The 17,646-nt window shown below is 35.5% G+C and carries 16 protein-coding genes; 12 read left to right on the top strand and 4 right to left on the bottom strand.

Annotation, left to right across the window (positions count from 1 at the left end; all coding sequences use genetic code 11):
* The first annotated feature begins 67 nt into the window (after positions 1-67).
* Together ACNQGJ_RS02100 and ACNQGJ_RS02095 are read left to right on the top strand one after the other, a co-directional pair.
* Positions 68-397: a nucleotidyltransferase family protein gene (locus ACNQGJ_RS02100; protein ID WP_417970547.1), complete on the top strand. Its 330-nt coding sequence runs from the start codon at positions 68-70 to the stop codon at positions 395-397.
* The gene (locus tag ACNQGJ_RS02095) at positions 366-698 is read left to right on the top strand and encodes a HepT-like ribonuclease domain-containing protein (protein ID WP_417970549.1); all 333 of its coding nucleotides are present in this window, start codon (positions 366-368) and stop codon (positions 696-698) included. The genes ACNQGJ_RS02100 and ACNQGJ_RS02095 overlap by 32 nt, the downstream gene beginning before the upstream one ends.
* A gap of 130 nt (positions 699-828) precedes the next feature.
* On the opposite strand, the gene ACNQGJ_RS02090 is transcribed toward ACNQGJ_RS02095, so the two are convergent.
* Positions 829-999, bottom strand: a complete 171-nt coding sequence (locus ACNQGJ_RS02090; RefSeq protein WP_417970551.1) for a hypothetical protein — start codon at positions 997-999, stop codon at positions 829-831.
* A 99-nt stretch (positions 1,000-1,098) separates the two neighbouring features.
* On the bottom strand, positions 1,099-2,229 hold the full coding sequence (locus ACNQGJ_RS02085) for a DinB family protein (protein ID WP_417970553.1): 1,131 nt from the start codon (positions 2,227-2,229) through the stop codon (positions 1,099-1,101).
* 394 nt (positions 2,230-2,623) lie between these two features.
* Between ACNQGJ_RS02085 and metG the strand changes: the two genes are divergently transcribed.
* The 5 genes from metG to ACNQGJ_RS02060 all read left to right on the top strand — a co-directional run bounded on the left by metG (position 2,624) and on the right by ACNQGJ_RS02060 (position 8,427).
* Complete coding sequence (gene metG / locus ACNQGJ_RS02080; protein ID WP_417970555.1) at positions 2,624-4,684, top strand: methionine--tRNA ligase; 2,061 nt, start codon at positions 2,624-2,626, stop codon at positions 4,682-4,684.
* A gap of 80 nt (positions 4,685-4,764) precedes the next feature.
* A complete protein-coding gene (locus ACNQGJ_RS02075) occupies positions 4,765-5,451 on the top strand; it encodes an HAD family hydrolase (protein WP_417970557.1) in 687 nt (228 codons plus the stop codon).
* A 346-nt stretch (positions 5,452-5,797) separates the two neighbouring features.
* On the top strand, positions 5,798-7,060 hold the full coding sequence (locus ACNQGJ_RS02070) for an OmpA family protein (protein ID WP_417970559.1): 1,263 nt from the start codon (positions 5,798-5,800) through the stop codon (positions 7,058-7,060).
* 193 nt (positions 7,061-7,253) lie between these two features.
* A complete protein-coding gene (locus tag ACNQGJ_RS02065) occupies positions 7,254-7,883 on the top strand; it encodes a CatA-like O-acetyltransferase (RefSeq protein WP_417970561.1) in 630 nt (209 codons plus the stop codon).
* A gap of 37 nt (positions 7,884-7,920) precedes the next feature.
* Positions 7,921-8,427, top strand: coding sequence for a ferritin (locus ACNQGJ_RS02060; protein ID WP_417970563.1), 507 nt, complete (start codon positions 7,921-7,923; stop codon positions 8,425-8,427).
* A 352-nt stretch (positions 8,428-8,779) separates the two neighbouring features.
* Here ACNQGJ_RS02060 and ACNQGJ_RS02055 read toward each other — a convergent pair whose 3' ends face one another.
* Positions 8,780-9,112 (bottom strand): single-stranded DNA-binding protein, encoded by a 333-nt coding sequence (locus ACNQGJ_RS02055; protein ID WP_417970565.1) that lies wholly within the window; start codon positions 9,110-9,112, stop codon positions 8,780-8,782.
* A 180-nt stretch (positions 9,113-9,292) separates the two neighbouring features.
* Here ACNQGJ_RS02055 and ACNQGJ_RS02050 point away from each other — a divergent pair, with 180 nt between their 5' ends.
* The 5 genes from ACNQGJ_RS02050 (at position 9,293) to ACNQGJ_RS02030 (ending at position 15,356) form a co-directional block, all read left to right on the top strand.
* A complete protein-coding gene (locus ACNQGJ_RS02050) occupies positions 9,293-10,822 on the top strand; it encodes a carbon-nitrogen hydrolase family protein (protein WP_417970567.1) in 1,530 nt (509 codons plus the stop codon).
* A complete protein-coding gene (locus tag ACNQGJ_RS02045; RefSeq protein WP_417970569.1) occupies positions 10,819-11,169 on the top strand; it encodes a hypothetical protein in 351 nt (116 codons plus the stop codon). Before ACNQGJ_RS02050 ends, ACNQGJ_RS02045 begins: the two co-directional genes overlap by 4 nt.
* A 110-nt stretch (positions 11,170-11,279) precedes the next feature.
* Positions 11,280-13,598: a M28 family peptidase gene (locus ACNQGJ_RS02040; RefSeq protein ID WP_417971363.1), complete on the top strand. Its 2,319-nt coding sequence runs from the start codon at positions 11,280-11,282 to the stop codon at positions 13,596-13,598.
* 11 nt (positions 13,599-13,609) lie between these two features.
* Positions 13,610-14,413, top strand: a complete 804-nt coding sequence (locus tag ACNQGJ_RS02035) for an SDR family oxidoreductase (RefSeq protein WP_417970571.1) — start codon at positions 13,610-13,612, stop codon at positions 14,411-14,413.
* 1 nt (position 14,414) lies between these two features.
* Positions 14,415-15,356 (top strand): DMT family transporter, encoded by a 942-nt coding sequence (locus ACNQGJ_RS02030; RefSeq protein ID WP_417970573.1) that lies wholly within the window; start codon positions 14,415-14,417, stop codon positions 15,354-15,356.
* A gap of 57 nt (positions 15,357-15,413) precedes the next feature.
* On the opposite strand, the gene ACNQGJ_RS02025 is transcribed toward ACNQGJ_RS02030, so the two are convergent.
* A complete protein-coding gene (locus tag ACNQGJ_RS02025; RefSeq protein ID WP_417970575.1) occupies positions 15,414-17,477 on the bottom strand; it encodes a M13 family metallopeptidase in 2,064 nt (687 codons plus the stop codon).
* Between the last annotated feature and the right edge of the window lie 169 nt (positions 17,478-17,646).

Below are 17,646 nucleotides of genomic sequence, written 5' to 3'. Positions count from 1 at the left end.
CGCACGGGAACACTCAAAATAGAAGCTGTTTTTTTTGAAAAAAATAAGTTATCTTAGCAATATGAAAATGAAAGAGTCTATACAAATGAAATTAGCCGAATTTTTGACATTATGCAAAAGTCATAATGTTAAAAATATTTATGCTTTTGGTTCAGCTGTGACCGAAAATTTCAATGATGAAACTAGCGATATAGATTTACTAATCGAAATTGATACTGAAGACCCTATCGAGCGCGGTGAAAATTTGATGGATATTTGGGACAAACTTGAAGAATTTTTTCAAAGAAAAGTTGATTTATTGACTAATTCATCTATTAAAAATCCAATTCTTAGAAAAAATATAGACACTACAAAAATTTTACTTTATGACGGAAAAGAGCAAAAAGTATCTTTCTGACGTCTTAATGGCGATAAACTTAATTCGCGAATTTACTTTTGAAATTACCGATTTCAATATGTATGACAAAGACCGAAAAACTCAAAGTGCCGTTGAAAGACAGTTGGTCATTATTGGAGAAGCTCTGAATAAATTACGACTGATGGAAAATGAATTTGTAATTGAAAATGGAAATCAAATCATTGGCTTTAGAAACCGCTTGGTTCACGCTTATGACAGCATTGATAATTCAATAGTTTGGGCAATCCTTAATCGTCACTTAGAAAATTTAAAAATCGAAATCGAAAATTTAGGAAACTAAAATTGTAGCGGCTTACCGTAATAAAGTTAAAGTCGATAAACTTGTGCCATCTGACAAATTATTACAGAAACGAAATGCTTTTTTGTTCCACGGATTACAAAGATCAGCGCTGATTGATTAGCGTTATCATTCAATTGACGTCAGATTCATCACTACTCTTTTTCTGATTCATTTTTGTAACCAATGCTTTCAAACGTAATGCTTTTTCTTTTTTCTCCTCTTGAAGTTTAGTCTTTTTTCGATTTAGCAATTTGGTGTGTAAAGCCTTATTTTTGGTGTTTTTTTCGGGTCCTTTTGGCATGATTTGCAGTCTTCTTTAATTACGTTTGCAAATATAAAAAAAGCCACATTAAAAACGTGGCTTTCGTAATTGATGTGCTATTGATAAAATTTTACTAAGTTAGTTTTTAATCTTTTGTTCTAAATCCACCGCCATTTGCGGCGGAATCCTTTTCTTCAAAAATAAAATTTGCCCTAAATGACTGGATTGGTGTTCCATAACATGAAACCAACAATATTGGTTTGTTACACCATATTTTTTATGTTCTATAGCAAACCAAGCATCATCTTTCTTTTTTAGCTCGGTTATCGTTTTTGCTCTAACTTCATTATATAGATCTAAATAATACTGTATGTCATGCCCTTTAATCTCATCACGACCACCCTTATCTAAATCTAAAGCCAAACCCCACTTTTTCTTTTCTTCTGGATTAAATTCTCTGTTTTCAAAAGTGACAACTTGATAATAAGCCTCGGCTGCCGCTAAATGCATAACCAAAGCCCCAATCCTATTCGCTTCTTCATCATGTAAATAATCAATTTCGTATTTATCCATATTTTTGACTGTGTTTTCAACACGGTCTTTTAAATCTTCAAGCATCGAAATCATTGCGCCAATTTGAGGTGAAGCTCCTTCAACATTACCGATCTTTCCAGTCTCTTTTATTTTTATACCACTTCCCTCCATCAATAAAACCAACTTTCCATCAACGTTACCCTTATCAGATATAATTTTATATTCTTTGACTTTAACTATTTTGTTTTTGGATATCCCTAAGCCCCATTTTGGAATATCACCATTCGTAACAGGAGTTTCAAAACTGGCATTTAAAACCGTAATTGGTTCAAAAATGCCTTTTTCATTTTCAATTAGCAATTCAAATTTATCGAAATAAAATTTTCCATTATATAAACACAAGCCCCCAAAACTTAATGATTTAGTATTTGCATCGATAATTCCTTCAACAGTATAGGATTGCCACGCTTTTGCTTTAATTGGTCTATCACTCATATTATCAAAAAAGCCATCTTCTTCATTTTTAGTATCTACCCTAGCCCAAACCCCAGCCCATGCCATCGGGTCTTCGGACTCCATTTTTACAGAGGCGATTACTTTAAACTTTTTTGACACAGCAGTTTGAATGCTTATAGTTTGGTTAAAAGAAGTCCAATCGCTGGAAACTTCTTTTTGAGTTTGGGAATGAACAGAAAAAACACATAAAAACAGTAACAGTATCGTTATTTTTTTCATCTTAATAAATTGTTGAATTTAATTGTAGGCGTTTAGATTTAAAATATTTTAGTAAAAAAATGTAAATATAATACTATTTTTTAGAGCGTTATATTGCTGATCTTAAGTTTTTGAATCTGTCAGTATTGTTAATTAACTAAATATACTTCTCATAAAAAATTGTCGCAATACGAAATGAGCCCCGATTACTTCACTTAATTTCTATTTTCAGCGGAGTTCAGTGAACTTCGTCTGCAGTGAAAATCCTTTCTATTTTTGCTGCCAAAAATAGAAAGATTACTTCACCTAACTTTTATTTACAGCGGAGTTCAGTGAATATATTTGCAACGGATCGCGGGAAATAGCTTCAAATAAAAATTCTATTGCTTATTTTTGCGCTCTATAAAATAGAATCATGATACAGAATCCAAAAAGATATACCATTACAGCGGCATTGCCTTACACAAACGGACCGATTCACATTGGCCATTTGGCGGGTGTTTACGTGCCTTCTGACATATATTCCAGATATTTAAGATTACAGGGAAGAGACGTTTTGTTTGTTTGCGGAAGTGACGAACACGGCGTGGCTATTTCGATGAAAGCCAAAAAAGAAGGCATTACGCCACAGGAAGTGATCGATAAATACGACGGAATTATCCGTAAATCATTCTCTGATTTTGGAATTTCATTTGATAATTATTCTAGAACTTCGGCTAAAATCCATCATGATACGGCTTCGGAATTTTTTAGAAAATTGTATGAACAAGGTGATTTTATTGAGGAGGTGACCGAGCAATTGTATGATGCGAAAGCAGACCAATTCTTGGCAGACCGTTTTGTGGTGGGAACATGCCCTAAATGTGGCAACGAAGAAGCCTACGGTGATCAATGCGAAAAATGTGGTTCCACCTTGAATGCTACGGATTTGATTAATCCAAAATCGACAATTACGGGAGAAACACCAATAATGAAATCAACGAAACACTGGTTTTTGCCTTTGGATCGTTATGAAGATTTCTTGAAAGAATGGATTCTTGTTGGACATAAAAACGACTGGAAACCGAATGTTTACGGGCAAGTAAAATCGTGGATTGACGGCGGATTAGAACCTCGTGCAGTAACTCGTGACTTGGACTGGGGAATTGACGTTCCTATTAAAGGTGCCGAAGGAAAAAAATTATACGTGTGGTTTGATGCACCAATTGGATACATCTCATCTACTAAAGAATGGGCTTTGCGCGAAGGAAAAGATTGGGAACCGTACTGGAAAGATCAGGATACAAAACTGGTTCACTTCATTGGGAAAGATAATATTGTTTTCCATTGCATCATTTTTCCTGCGATGTTAAAAGCCGAAGGAAGCTATATTTTGCCGGACAATGTACCTGCAAATGAATTTTTGAACTTGGAAGGAAACAAATTGTCGACTTCTAAAAACTGGGCGGTTTGGCTGCACGAATATTTGGAAGAATTCCCAAATCAGCAAGATGTTTTGCGTTACGCGTTGACATCGAATGCGCCGGAAACCAAGGATAATGATTTTACCTGGAAAGATTTTCAGGCGAGAAACAACAATGAATTGGTGGCGATTTATGGGAATTTCATTAACCGTGTCGTGGTTTTAACCAATAAATATTACAATGGAATTGTTCCTACTCCAAATGAACTTTCAGAAGTGGATGAAACGACTTTGACCGAATTAAAAGCGTATCCGGCGGTGATTTCAAGTTCTCTGGAGCGTTACAGATTCCGTGAAGCATTGAGTGAATTGATGAATGTGGCTCGTTTAGGAAATAAATATTTGGCGGATGAAGAGCCTTGGAAAGTAATTAAAGACAATCCGGAGCGCGTGCAAACGCAAATGTATGTAGCGTTGCAAATTGCTGCTGCGTTGAGCTCACTTTGCGAACCGTTTTTGCCATTTACAGCTAAAAAATTATCAAGAATTCTGAAAATAACAAGTCCATTGAACTGGAATACTATTGCTCAAACTTCTGATTTGATTCTGGCAGGACACCAAATTGGCGAAGCGGAATTATTGTTTGCCAAAATTGAAGACGAGGAAATCCAAAAACAAATAGACAAACTGGAGGCGACTAAAACCGCCAACAAAGCAGAAAATAAAATAGCCGAACCACAGAAAGAAGCGATTCAATTTGAGGATTTTGCTAAAATGGACATTCGTACAGGAACGATTCTGGAAGCCGAAAAAATGCCAAAAGCCAACAAGCTTTTGATTTTGAAAATAGACACCGGAATTGACGTGCGCACCATCGTTTCTGGAATTGCTGAAAGTTTCAAACCAGAAGAAATCATAGGAAAAAAAGTTACTGTTTTAGTGAATTTGGCTCCAAGAAATCTTCGTGGTGTGGAGAGTCAAGGAATGATTTTGATGACGACAAATACCGAAGGGAAATTGGTTTTTGTAAATCCTGACACAGATGGCGTTGCAAATGGAGAAACGATAAATTAAAAAAAATCAACCGCAAATTTGCAAATTATTTTTTCAACTTTTACATTGAAATTTGCGAATTTGCGGTAAAACATAAAACCATGAACCTAAAAGTAATTGCCTTCGATGCAGACGACACCTTGTGGATCAATGAAACCTATTTTGATGAAACCGAGACAAAATTCTGTGGTTTGATGGAAGATTATCTGTCGCATCAAGGAATTTCCAAAGAACTATTTAAAGTAGAAATTGACAATCTAAAATTATACGGCTACGGAATCAAAGGGTATATACTTTCGATGATTGAAGCTGCAATGAATATTTCAAACAATACACTTCCAATTGAAATCATTGCAAAAATTATTCAATATGGAAAAGAATTACTCGAGAAGCCAATTGTTTTATTGGATGGCGTGGAGGAGACTTTAAACGCTTTACACGGAAAATACAAATTAGTGGTTGCCACCAAAGGCGATTTATTGGATCAACGCCGAAAATTGCACAATTCAGGTTTAGGTCATTATTTTCACCATATCGAAGTGATGTCAGACAAACAAGAAATTGATTATACGGACCTGATTAAACGACTGGAGATACAGCCAGAAGAATTTTTTATGATTGGAAATTCTTTAAAATCAGATGTCTTACCGGTTCTAGCCATTGGTGGCCACGCCGTACATATTCCGTTTCACACGACTTGGGCACATGAAAAAATCGATCATAAAGTGGAACATGTAAACTTCAGTGCTTTCGAAAAAATAACTGATGTTCTAAAAAGACTGAAATAATGCAAAACCCAGTTAAAAGTAAATCGCTAAACTAGTGCAGAATAAAGCAATTAAAAATTAAAGCAGATCATTTCGGACAACATTTTTTGATTCAAATTATTCCTCAGATACTTTAAAAAAAGGTGTTCAACCAAAGTAAGTGCGTGCAAATTAATTTTTTTAACATTTTTTTAAAAAAAATAAAAAAAATTTATATATTTGCCAAGTCATTGATTTTTAGAAAATTACAGTATTAATGGGTTTTTATTTTTTATAAGATTAGTATTAATCTTTATATAATTAACTGTTGATGTTTTTTAATTAAAAATTGTGATGTAAATTTGTATCGAATTTAAAGAAAAAAATTATGAAAAAAATCATACTTACGTTAGTTTTTGCTTCTGCAATGACAACTTTAAGTGCTCAAACTGAAAATGTAGAAAGCGCAAGTACAGGAAATGACTTTAACAAATGGTCTGTTGAATTAGCTGCAGGTTTAAACAAACCGATGAGACCTATGACTGCTGGATATAGAACTGCTGTTACTAGTGCTTATGTAGCTGATTTAGGTGTGCGTTACATGTTCAATAACAAATTTGGTCTGAAAGCTGATTTTGGATATAACAGTTTTAAAGAAGGTGAAAATTCAATAGGATTTGATTCTCAATACTACAGAGCTGATTTACAAGGAGTTGCTAACTTAGGAAGAATCATGAGTTTTGAAACTTGGACAAATACTCTTGGTTTATTAGGTCACGCTGGTTTTGGATTAGGTTTTGGTGAATCTGATAACTTTTCAGGAACTGACAGAATGGGTAATTTTATTGCTGGTGTTACTGGTCAAATTAAATTATCTAATAGAATTGCGTTGACTGGAGATTTTACAACAATTCTTAATGCTAAACAAAACCGTACTTTTGATGGTGCAAGTACAGTAGGATCTCGTGGTTTCGGCGGTGTACTTTTTAATGGTACTGTAGGTTTAACTGTTTACTTAGGTAAAAACGAAAAACATGCTGACTGGGTTATTGACAATGAAGGTAGATTCGACGCAATTGATGCCCGATTTATGGCTATTGAAAATAAAATGCTAGATTCTGATAAAGATGGTGTAGCTGATTATTTAGACGAAGAGCAAAACACGCCTGCAGGAACAATGGTTGATACTAAAGGAAGATCAATTGACAAAAACAACAATAATGTTCCTGATGAAACAGAAGCGTACATCTTGAAAAATTACGGTAGTACTACTGACAATTCTCCGCTATTAACAAACAATGAATTGATTACAAGCTTAATTAACGGTGGTTATGTTGCTGTTTATTTTGACTTTGATAAATCTACTCCAACTAACGTTTCTACAGAAGGTACTGATTTCATATTAACCTACTTGAGAAACAATCCTACTGCTACAATTGATATTGTAGGTCATGCAGATGAAGTTGGAAGATCTGATTACAATGATAAATTATCTAGTGCAAGAGCTAACAACGTGAAAAACACTTTAGTGAAAGCGAATGTTGATGCATCTAGATTAAATGTAGTTGCTGCTGGTGAAGATACTTCAGTAGATATCGATTCACAAAATGCAAGAAAATTAGTTAGAAGAGTTACTTTTAGAGTTAAATAAGCTACTTTTTTATATCATAAAGCCCTAAAGGAATTTTCTTTTAGGGCTTTTTTTATGGCTGCTATTTTTAGTTTTAATGACAATAATCGTCCAATATTAGCACTGAACTATTTTAGGATTAGTAAGCACCCGTATGAATTCAGGATCCCAATAATTAACAGTACTTTTGAACCAAAAATAAAATTACAAAAGCTTGAGAACACTTTTAGATATAGCGAAATGGCCTAGAAAAGAACATTTCCATTTTTTCAGACAATTTGAAGAACCGTTCTTTGGCGCGACAGTTGAGATCGAATGCACAAAAGCCTATTCAACTGCAAAATCATTAAAGGCTTCCTTTTTTATCTATTATTTATATAAAACATTGGTTGCTGTCAATAGCACCGAATCGTTTCGCTATAGAATTTCGGACGACCAGATATATGTATGCGACCAGATTAATGCTTCGGCGACTATAGGTCGTGAAGATGGCAGTTTTGGATTTTCGTTAATAGAATACCATGTTGATTTTGAAATATTTAATATGAATGCAAAGGCGGAAATTGAACGAATACAGCACACGACTGGTCTTTTTACCCGAACATTTACCGATGATAATGTAATCCATTTTTCGGCGATTCCATGGCTCAATTTCACTGCATTATCGCATGCCCGGAGTTTTGCTACTCCCGACAGTTGCCCAAAAATTTCTTTCGGGAAAATGAAAATTTCTGAAAACGGGAAAAGAACAATGCCAATGTCAATTCATGTACATCATGGATTAATTGATGGCATGCATGTAGGTAAATTTGTAGATTTTTTTCAAGACAGTATGAATCAGTAGCTTAAGTTTTTTGTAACTTTACTTAAAACTTATTAATATGCTATCAAATACAATTGAACACGCGCTGAATAATCAAATTCGAATTGAAGCTGAATCATCCCAAACCTATCTTTCTATGGCTTCATGGGCAGAAACTCATGGTTTAGAAGGTGTTTCAAAATTTATGTATGCACAATCTGAAGAAGAAAGAGTACACATGCTCAAACTAGTCCGCTACATCAATGAACGAGGCGGTCATGCTAAGGTAAGCGAATTAAAAGCACCTAAAATAAGCTACGGAACATTTAAGGAAATGTTTGAAGAACTATACAACCATGAAATTTTTGTTTCGGATTCGATTAACAAACTGGTTGACGTTTCGTTTTCCGAAAAGGATTATGCCACACACAACTTTTTGCAGTGGTATGTAGCCGAACAAATTGAAGAAGAAGCGCAGGCAAAACTTATTTTGGATAAAATAAACCTGATTGGTGACGACAAAGGCGGTCTGTATCTTTTTGACAGAGATATGCAACAACTAACATTTGATAACATACCCAAATAATCAAATATTATTTAGAATCTAACTTGATTTTAATTATTTAGAAATTGAGTAAAAAGAAGAAAAATAAGGATACGAAAAAGGATATAAAAAAGTTCCTTAAAAATGGTTCTGGTAAAGAAAGCCTGAAGTCCAAGTGTTGCGAAAAATATAAAAAAGGAGAAAATAAACGTTGCGAAAATTGTCCAAAATTTGATTTACCAAACAAAAATAATGGGTAGTATCAGCATACAGCTCTAATAGATAATAGAAAACCATCGACGTATCGATGGTTTTTATTTGGATTCGAGTCCTGATTTACAACAATTCAATTCTTGCTATCGAAAACCGGCACGGCTCACTATAAACTGAAAAACTATTTCCCCAATAGAAGCACATCATTTACAACAACTTCTGTAAAATAGCGTTTTTCGCCGTTTTTATCCTCGTAATTTCGATGTGTCAATTTCCCCTCAATGGCAATTTCTTTTCCTTTGGCAACATATTTTTCGATTATGTCCGCGGTTTTACCCCACGCAACTAATTTATGCCATTGTGTTTCCTCTACTTTTTCTCCTTTATCGTTCTTGTAGCTTTCATTGGTCGCTAATGTGAAATTGACTAGTTTTTTTCCTCCATCAAAAGTTTTGATTTCTGGGTCATTTCCTACGTGTCCAATTAATTGTACTTTGTTTCTTAATGTGTTCATGGCGTATACTATTTAAATGTTAGTGTATGTTTTGTTGAATTGGTCTTTCAAATCAACATTGCAAAGGTGCGTTGCCTTCGAAAAAATATTCGGTTACTAACTATTTACTTTCGGTTGTAATTATTTGTAACCGTTTGTAAATGGAAAGTTTTAGTTATATTTGATTAAAATAAAATTTTTATGCAAGCCAAAATAAACAAAGTAGAGTTACGTAATTTAAAATTCGAGGATTATACCGAACTGAAAAAATCGATGGTAGAATCTTATCCAGAAATGGTAGGTTCCTACTGGAGAGAGCATCACATCGAAAAATTATTAAGTATTTTTCCTGAAGGACAATTAGTGATACTAGTGGATGGGAAAGTAGTAGGCTCTGCATTATCATTGCGAGTGGATGAAAGTTTAGTGGATAAGAATCACAATTATTCGCAAATAACAGGTGCTTATACTTTTTCGACTCATAACCCACTTGGGGATGTATTGTATGGTATCGACATTTTCATTCATCCAAGTTACAGAGGATTGCGCCTGGGGAGACGTTTATATGACACCCGTAAAGAGTTGTGTGAACAATTAAATTTGAAAGCTATTGTTTTTGCAGGTAGAATTCCAAATTATGGACAACATGCGGAGAAACTTACTCCAAAAAATTATATTGAAAAAGTAAAAAGAAAAGAACTTCACGACCCGGTACTTTCTTTTCAGTTGAGTAATGATTTTCACGTAATCCGAATAATGAAAAATTATCTGGAAGGCGACACTGATTCTAAAGAATTTGCCGTTTTACTGGAATGGAACAATATTTATTATGATGAAAGTCCAAAATTAATAAATCTCGAAAAAAGTGTTATTCGATTGGGATTGGTGCAGTGGCAAATGCGTCAGTTGAATAATTTGGAAGCTTTATTCGAACAATGTGAGTTTTTTATAGATGTAGTTTCCGGATATGCAAGTGATTTTGCACTCTTCCCTGAATTATTTGCAGCACCATTAATGGCGGATTATAATCATTTATCAGAAGCCGAAGCCATTAGAGAATTAGCCAAACATACAGAACCCATTCGAAAGCGCTTTCAGGAATTTGCCATTTCGTATAATATAAATATCATCACCGGAAGTATGCCGTATTTAGAAAACGGCATGTTGTATAATGTTGGTTTTCTTTGCAAAAGAGACGGAACCTCAGAGATGTATGCTAAAATTCATGTGACGCCTAATGAAGTGCAGCACTGGGGAATGACGGGCGGATCACAAATTAAAACTTTTGATACTGATTGCGGAAAAATAGGTATCATGATTTGTTACGATGTAGAATTTCCGGAACTTTCCAGATTAATGGCTGATGAAGGCATGAATATTTTATTTGTGCCGTTCTTGACTGATACCCAAAATGCCTACACCAGAGTCAAGCATTGTGCTCAGGCGAGAGCAATAGAAAACGAATGCTATGTTGCCATAGCCGGCTGTGTTGGAAATCTCCCAAAGGTGAACAACATGGATATTCAATATGCGCAATCGGCGGTATTTACGCCCTCGGATTTTGCCTTTCCAAGTAACGGAATAAAAGCAGAAGCAACTCCAAATACGGAGATGACACTTATTGTCGACGTAGATCTGAAGCTATTAAAAGAACTTCATGAACACGGAAGTGTACGTATCCTGAAAGATCGCAGAACTGATCTATACGAAATTAAAAAAATCAATCCATGAATAAAACCTGTTTAGAATGTGGAGAGAAGATTGTAGGCCGCGAGGATAAAAAATTCTGTAGTGACGGTTGCCGCAACGCCTACAATAATAAAATTAACAAAGACAGCACTAATTTTATGCGTAACATTAACAATAAGCTGCGCAAGAATTACCGCATTATGGCTGAGCTGAATGTTGAAGGAAAATCAAAAACTACGCGGGCAAAACTCCTAAGTAAAGGTTTTGATTTTGAGTTTTTCACCAACGTATTACAAACCAAAACAGGAAATACCTACTATTTCCTTTATGACCAAGGCTACATGCTTTTGGACAATGATTTTTATATGCTCGTCAAAAAAGACATCTAAACGCCCCCAACCCCAATCTACTTACCTACTTACCTACTATGAAAAAAGATTATTCCTCTATTTTTGCCAGCTCATTTATTCTTGGGATTCTGGGATTGATTTACTTTACAATGATGCCGCACTGGACTTCAAATAAAGAAGGTTCTCTTTCTGAATTTTCGACTAACAGAGCTTTAAAACAAGTTGAAGCTATTTCAAAACAGCCCCATTATGTAGGATCTAAAGAACATGAAGTGGTTGCTAATTATCTCATAAAAGAACTGAACAAGTTAGGACTGCAAACTTCCGTTCAGCAAGGATACACCTTGAGTGACTGGGGAACTCTGGTACAATCAAAAAACATTTTAGCTCGCATAAAAGGAACTGCTAATTCTAAAGCCCTGTTGTTGCTATCCCATTATGACAGTGCGCCCCATTCGTACTCCAAAGGGGCAAGTGATGCAGGATCGGGTGTAGCAACAATTCTGGAGAGTGTTCGTGCTTTTTTATATTCCAAAACCCCGCATAAAAATGACATTATCATTCTCTTTTCAGATGCGGAAGAATTAGGATTAAATGGCGCAGCATTATTTGTCACAAAACACCATTGGGCAAAAGAAATAGGCTTAGTACTTAATTTTGAAGCACGTGGTTCCTCCGGCCCCAGTTATATGTTGATGGAAACTAACGAGGCAAATGCTGGATTAGTAAAAGAGTTCGCTGCTGCACATGCGACTTTTCCAGTTTCTAATTCCTTGATGTACAGTATTTATAAAATGTTGCCTAATGACACTGATTTAACTGTTTTCAGAGAACAAGGCAATATTCAAGGATATAATTTTGCGTTTATCGATGACCATTTTAACTATCACACTGCTCAAGATGACATCAGTCATTTAAACAAAAATACACTGGCACATCAAGGTTCTTATTTGATGCCACTTCTGAATTATTTCTCAAATACTGATTTACGCACTACACAAGCTAGCGAAGATTACGTCTATTTTACCATTCCGTTTACTTTTATAAGTTATCCTTTTAGCTGGGTTTTACCAATGGTGATAATCGCATTGGCATTTTTTATTTTCATCTTATTTTTAGGAAGAGCCAAGCGTATCTTATCGTTCCGCGAAATTGCAAAAGGATTTATTCCGTTTTTAGGATCCCTAATCAGTACTGGGGTAATTACTTTTTTTGGTTGGAAAGCATTGCTAATAGTATACCCACAATACAATGATTTACTTAACGGATTCACCTACAACGGGCACGCTTACATTGCGGCATTTGTGTTTTTGGCTTTGGCGATAACTTTAGCATTTTACCACTATTTTTCTGCTAAGAAAGTAACCAAGAATCATTACGTAGCACCATTATTTATTTGGATTGTGATTAATGGAACGCTCGCATTTGTTTTAAAAGGAGCCGGCTTCTTGATTATTCCTGTCTATTTTGGATTATTTATATTTGCTGCATTTATCACCACCCAAAAAAGACGTAAAATCCTAAGTCTTGTTTTTAGCATTCCGGCTTTAATACTCATAGCCCCTTTTATCCAAATGTTTCCTATTGGTTTAGGATTAAAAGTGCTGTTTGGTAGCGCTATCCTTACTGTTTTGACATTCGGATTGTTGTTGCCTGTTTTTGGGGCTTTCGCCAAAAAAGGAATTTGGTCCATCGTGTTTTTTATCCTTGCCATTGGCTTTTTTGCGAAAGCACATTTTGAATCAGGGTACGAATATGGAAAAGCCAAATCAAACAGCCTGCTGTATGTCTACAATGTCGATACGGACAAAGCCCATTGGGTAACCTATGACACCAATCTTGATTCTTGGACCAAAAGATATTTAGGTGAAGACCCTAAAAGCGCAACTGCTTTAAATGAAACCCCATTATTTAGCAAATACAATTCCGGTTTTACGTACGCCGCCGAAGGTCCTAAAAAAGACATTCTGAAACCAAGTATCACATTTCTGGAAGACCGAGTGGCTGGCAATCAAAGGTATTTGAAAATAAAAATCTCCCCGAATAGAAACGTCAATCGTTATGATATTTTTGCCAATGAAAAAATGACAATTCATAATTTTAAAGCAAATGGCGTGACCACATTAGGTCAAAAAAATTCACTGTACCAACGCAAGGGAAAGAAAATATTGAGTTATTATGTCGTTGGAAACGCACCTTTAGAAATGCAGTTCAGCGTAAATTCTTCGACGATTTTAGATATGGATCTGATGGAAAGTTCTTTTGATTTATTGACAAACCCTTTATTTGAAATAACAAAAAGAGAAAATTGGATGATGCCAACGCCTTTTGTTTTGAATGATGCAGTAGTCATTAAACAAAAAATAAAGCCGGGTCCAGTGGTCCTTGATATTTTAGGTAATGGTATGACAAAACCACTTGTTAAAAATAGTCCAACAGTCGTGAAAGACAGTATTAAAGTCCAATAATTTTTAAAAAAATGACAAAAATTAGTGTTATGGGTTGTGGATGGCTGGGTATGCCTCTGGCAATAGCCTCACTCTCAAAAGGATTTTCCGTGAAAGGATCGACGACTTCGGTAGCGAAATTAGCACTATTGGAAAATATAGGAATTACTCCTTTTCAAATTGTACTTTCAGAAAATAAAACCACCGGGAACCTAACTGAATTTCTAGAAAATTCTGAAATTTTAATCATTGATGTCCCGCCAAAACTTCGCGATTTAGAGCAAGAAAATTTTGTAAAAAAAATCAGAAATACAATTCCGTTTATAGAAAAGTCGTCGGTAAAAAAAGTGCTTTTCATCAGTTCAACATCCGTCTATGGCAATTCGCATACTACTGTTTCGGAAGAAACACTTCCAAAACCGGATACTGAAAGCGGCAAACAATTATTGGAGACCGAACAGCTTTTGCAAAACAACAGTCATTTCGAAACGACAGTATTGCGTTTTGGAGGCTTAATTGGCGAAGACCGTCATCCGATACATTTTCTGGCCAGTCGTGAAAATTTAGACAATCCGAAGGCTCCCATAAATTTAATCCATCAGCAAGATTGTGTTGGAATAATTTTAAAAATTATAGAAATGAATGCTTGGAATGAAACCTTTAATGCGGTCGCTCCATTTCATCCTTCACGAGAAATGTATTACACTCAAAAAGCACGGGACTTGAATTTGGCTTTGCCAAAATTTAATAATAAAGATAATTTTGGTGGAAAAATAATTTGGAGTGATAGGGTAAAAAACGTTTTAAATTATACTTTTACCAAACCAAATTTATAACGTGAGAACTAAAATTAAGAATGCTGTTTCGTCTAAAATTAATGCCATAGGATTGCCGATGTTAGCTTTATGCTGGGTTAGTTTTTTTTGGGGAACTACTTGGATTGCTTCAAAAGAAGGTGTAAAACACATGCCCGCATTACAGTTGGTAGCCATTAGACAATTTCTTGGAGGATTTCTTTATATTTCTTTCTTCCTGTTTAAAAAAGCGCCTTGGCCAAAAGGAAAGCAATGGAAAACAATCATTATTCTCAGTATTTTGAATTTTATGTTGAGCAATGCTCTGAGTACTTGGGGTGTAAAGTACATAAGCAGCGGACTTGGGGCAATCATTGGAGCAATTGTTCCTTTGTGGATTGTTATAATTACTTTTTTTAGAGGAGAACATTTGTCCAGAATATCAGTTGTAGGCTTGATCGTTAGTTTTAGTGGCGTTTGTGTTATTTTTTACGACCACTTGCACGATTTCCTAATTCCAAATTTTAGATTTGGAATTATAATTTCCATAATTTCTACTTTAACTTGGGCCTTTGGAACGTTGTACACGAAGAAAAAAGCAGCAACTTTTAATCCCTATTTTAGTTTAGGGATACAAATGTTCTTGTCCAGTATCTTGCTTTTTGCCTATACAGGCGCAACCGGAACTTCCGTTAGTTTAAACGCTATTCCCGCGTTATCGTGGTGGTCTATTGGTTATTTGGTCATTTTTGGATCGATTCTTACCTTCATTGCTTTTATCTATGCACTTCAAAATCTTCCTGCCGAAATTAGTAGCGTGTATTCGTATATCAACCCAATTGTTGCCGTACTATTAGGAGCTATGATTTTTAGTGAAGCGCTTAATGCACCTATTGCAATCGGAGGTGGGGTTACGTTGTTTGGATTATATATGGTCAATTATTCGTTACGAAAAGCCAGAAAAACCAGTGTCAAAACGCTCTAAAATAAGAAATCCCATTCAATTCAACGAATGGGATTTCTTGTTGTTCTTAAAAACCAATTACCAGATTCTTACACGCTTTTCAGGTGCAATATACATGCCGTCATTTGCTTGAATATCGAACGCTTTATAGAACGTATCTATATTTTGCAATGGAACATAAGCACGGTACATTCCTGGAGAATGCGGATCAGTTTTTACTTGGTTTTTCAAAGCTTCATCACGCATTTTTGAACGCCAGATTGTAGACCACGAAATGAAGAAACGTTGTTCCGGAGTATATCCGTCGATCAATCCCGGATTTCCGTTTTCTTTCAAATACAATTGTAAACCATCATAAGCGGCATTTACGCCTCCTAAATCTCCAATATTTTCACCTAAAGTAAATTTACCATCTACAAAAGTTCCCGGAATAGGTTGTAAAGCGCTGTATTGAGCGGCAAGCGCTCCTGTTAAAGCTGAGAATTGTTTTAAATCTTCTGCTGTCCACCAGTCTACTAAGTTTCCATCAGCGTTGTAACGTGATCCTGAATCATCAAAACCATGTGAAATTTCGTGACCGATTACGCCTCCGATTCCACCATAATTTACCGCTTCATCCGCTTGGTAATTGTAAAAAGGTGGTTGTAAAATCGCTGCCGGGAATACAATCTCGTTATTAGAAGGATTGAAATACGCATTTACCGTTTGCGGAGACATTCCCCATTTTTCTTTATCAACTGGTTTCTTTAATTCAGCAATATTTTCATTGAAACGCCATTGCGACATATTTTTAACGTTTTCAAAATAAGTCCCGCCTTCTTCTGGACTTTTGATAGTCAAGGCTGAATAATCTTTCCATTTATCAGGATAACCAATTTTAATTCTTGATTTATGCAGTTTAGCAATCGCACTTACTTTTGTTTCTGCGGACATCCAAGACAAATTATTGATTCTGTTTTCGAAAGCAATAAATATATTTTTAATCATTTTCTCCGCTTTGGCCTTGGCTTCAGCCGGAAACTTTTTCTCAACATATAATTTCCCTAAAGCTTCTCCAACCGTTCCGTTGATAGTTTGAAGTGCTCTTTCGTCACGTGGTCTTTGTTTTACTGCACCCGTCAACGTACGTCCGTAAAACTCCCAGTTTGCATTTTCGATTTCAGTTGACAATTGGCTTGAAGCGCTATTTAACAAACTCCAACGCATGTAGGCTTTCCAGTCTTCAACTTTATTCTCTTTAAAAATAGCTTCTAGCGCCGTCATGTATTTAGGTTGTGATACGATAACGGTATCTACTTTTGCCAACCCAATTTTTGTAAAATAAGTATTCCAGTTGATCGATGGCGTTAATTTGCTCAAATCAGCCAATGTCATTGGATTATAGGACTTGCGACGGTCTCTGCGTTCTACTCGGTCTAATCTTGGTTTAGACATGGCAATTTCGAGTGCCAGAATTTTTTCGGCATTCTTTGTAGCAATTGCCGGTTTATCACCAAGGTATTGCAGCATTTTTGCCACGTGTAAAACATATTTAGCACGTTTCTCTTTGGAATCGGCATCCTCAGAAACATAATAATCTCTGTCTGGTAATCCAACGCCTCCAGGACCTAAGTTAATGACGTTTCTACTGCTGTTCTTTGCATCAGTTCCTACGCCGGCGCCTATAAAGCCAATGCCGCCAATAGGTTCCATCTCGATCAATAATGCTTGTAAATCTTTGGTGTTTTTAACCGCAGCTATTTTCTTCAAATAAGGTTTCAGTGGCGCTATACCTAACTTGTTTCTTCCTACAGTATCTAATATAGATTTGTATAAATTAACCGCCTTGCCTTGATCAGTATTCGATTTGTAACTAGGATTTGTTGTCGCTTCTTTTAAAATCGCCAAAGCATCAGCATCCGTTTTTTGACGCAACTCATCAAAACTACCCCAACGCGTTCTGTCACTTGGAATTTCGGTATTATCTAACCAGGTTCCGTTTACATAACGAAAGAAATCATTGCTTGGCTTTACGTCCTTGTCCATGTAATTAACATTGATTCCCGGTTCTTTAGTTACCGGAGCATTCTGTGCCTGACCCACCGCAAAACCCATAATTGCAGGAATCACAAAAAGCAATTGCTTATTGCTAATTTTTTTCATTTTTTTTAGTTTTTTAGTTATATTAACAAAGCTATTAATAAAATTTTTCATTTATAGTTAAAATCCATTATTTACCAATACATTTTTATTAGACTCCTGAAAATACAAAAGGTTTAATCGAGAAGGATATTATTTTCATGTTTCTTTTCGAATCATGCATCAGGAATAA

Origin of the sequence: Flavobacterium cryophilum (assembly GCF_048286555.1) — a bacterium.
Lineage (GTDB): Bacteria > Bacteroidota > Bacteroidia > Flavobacteriales > Flavobacteriaceae > Flavobacterium.
Note: the sequence above shows the minus strand (reverse complement) of the source record. Positions and strands in the feature narration are given on the sequence as shown.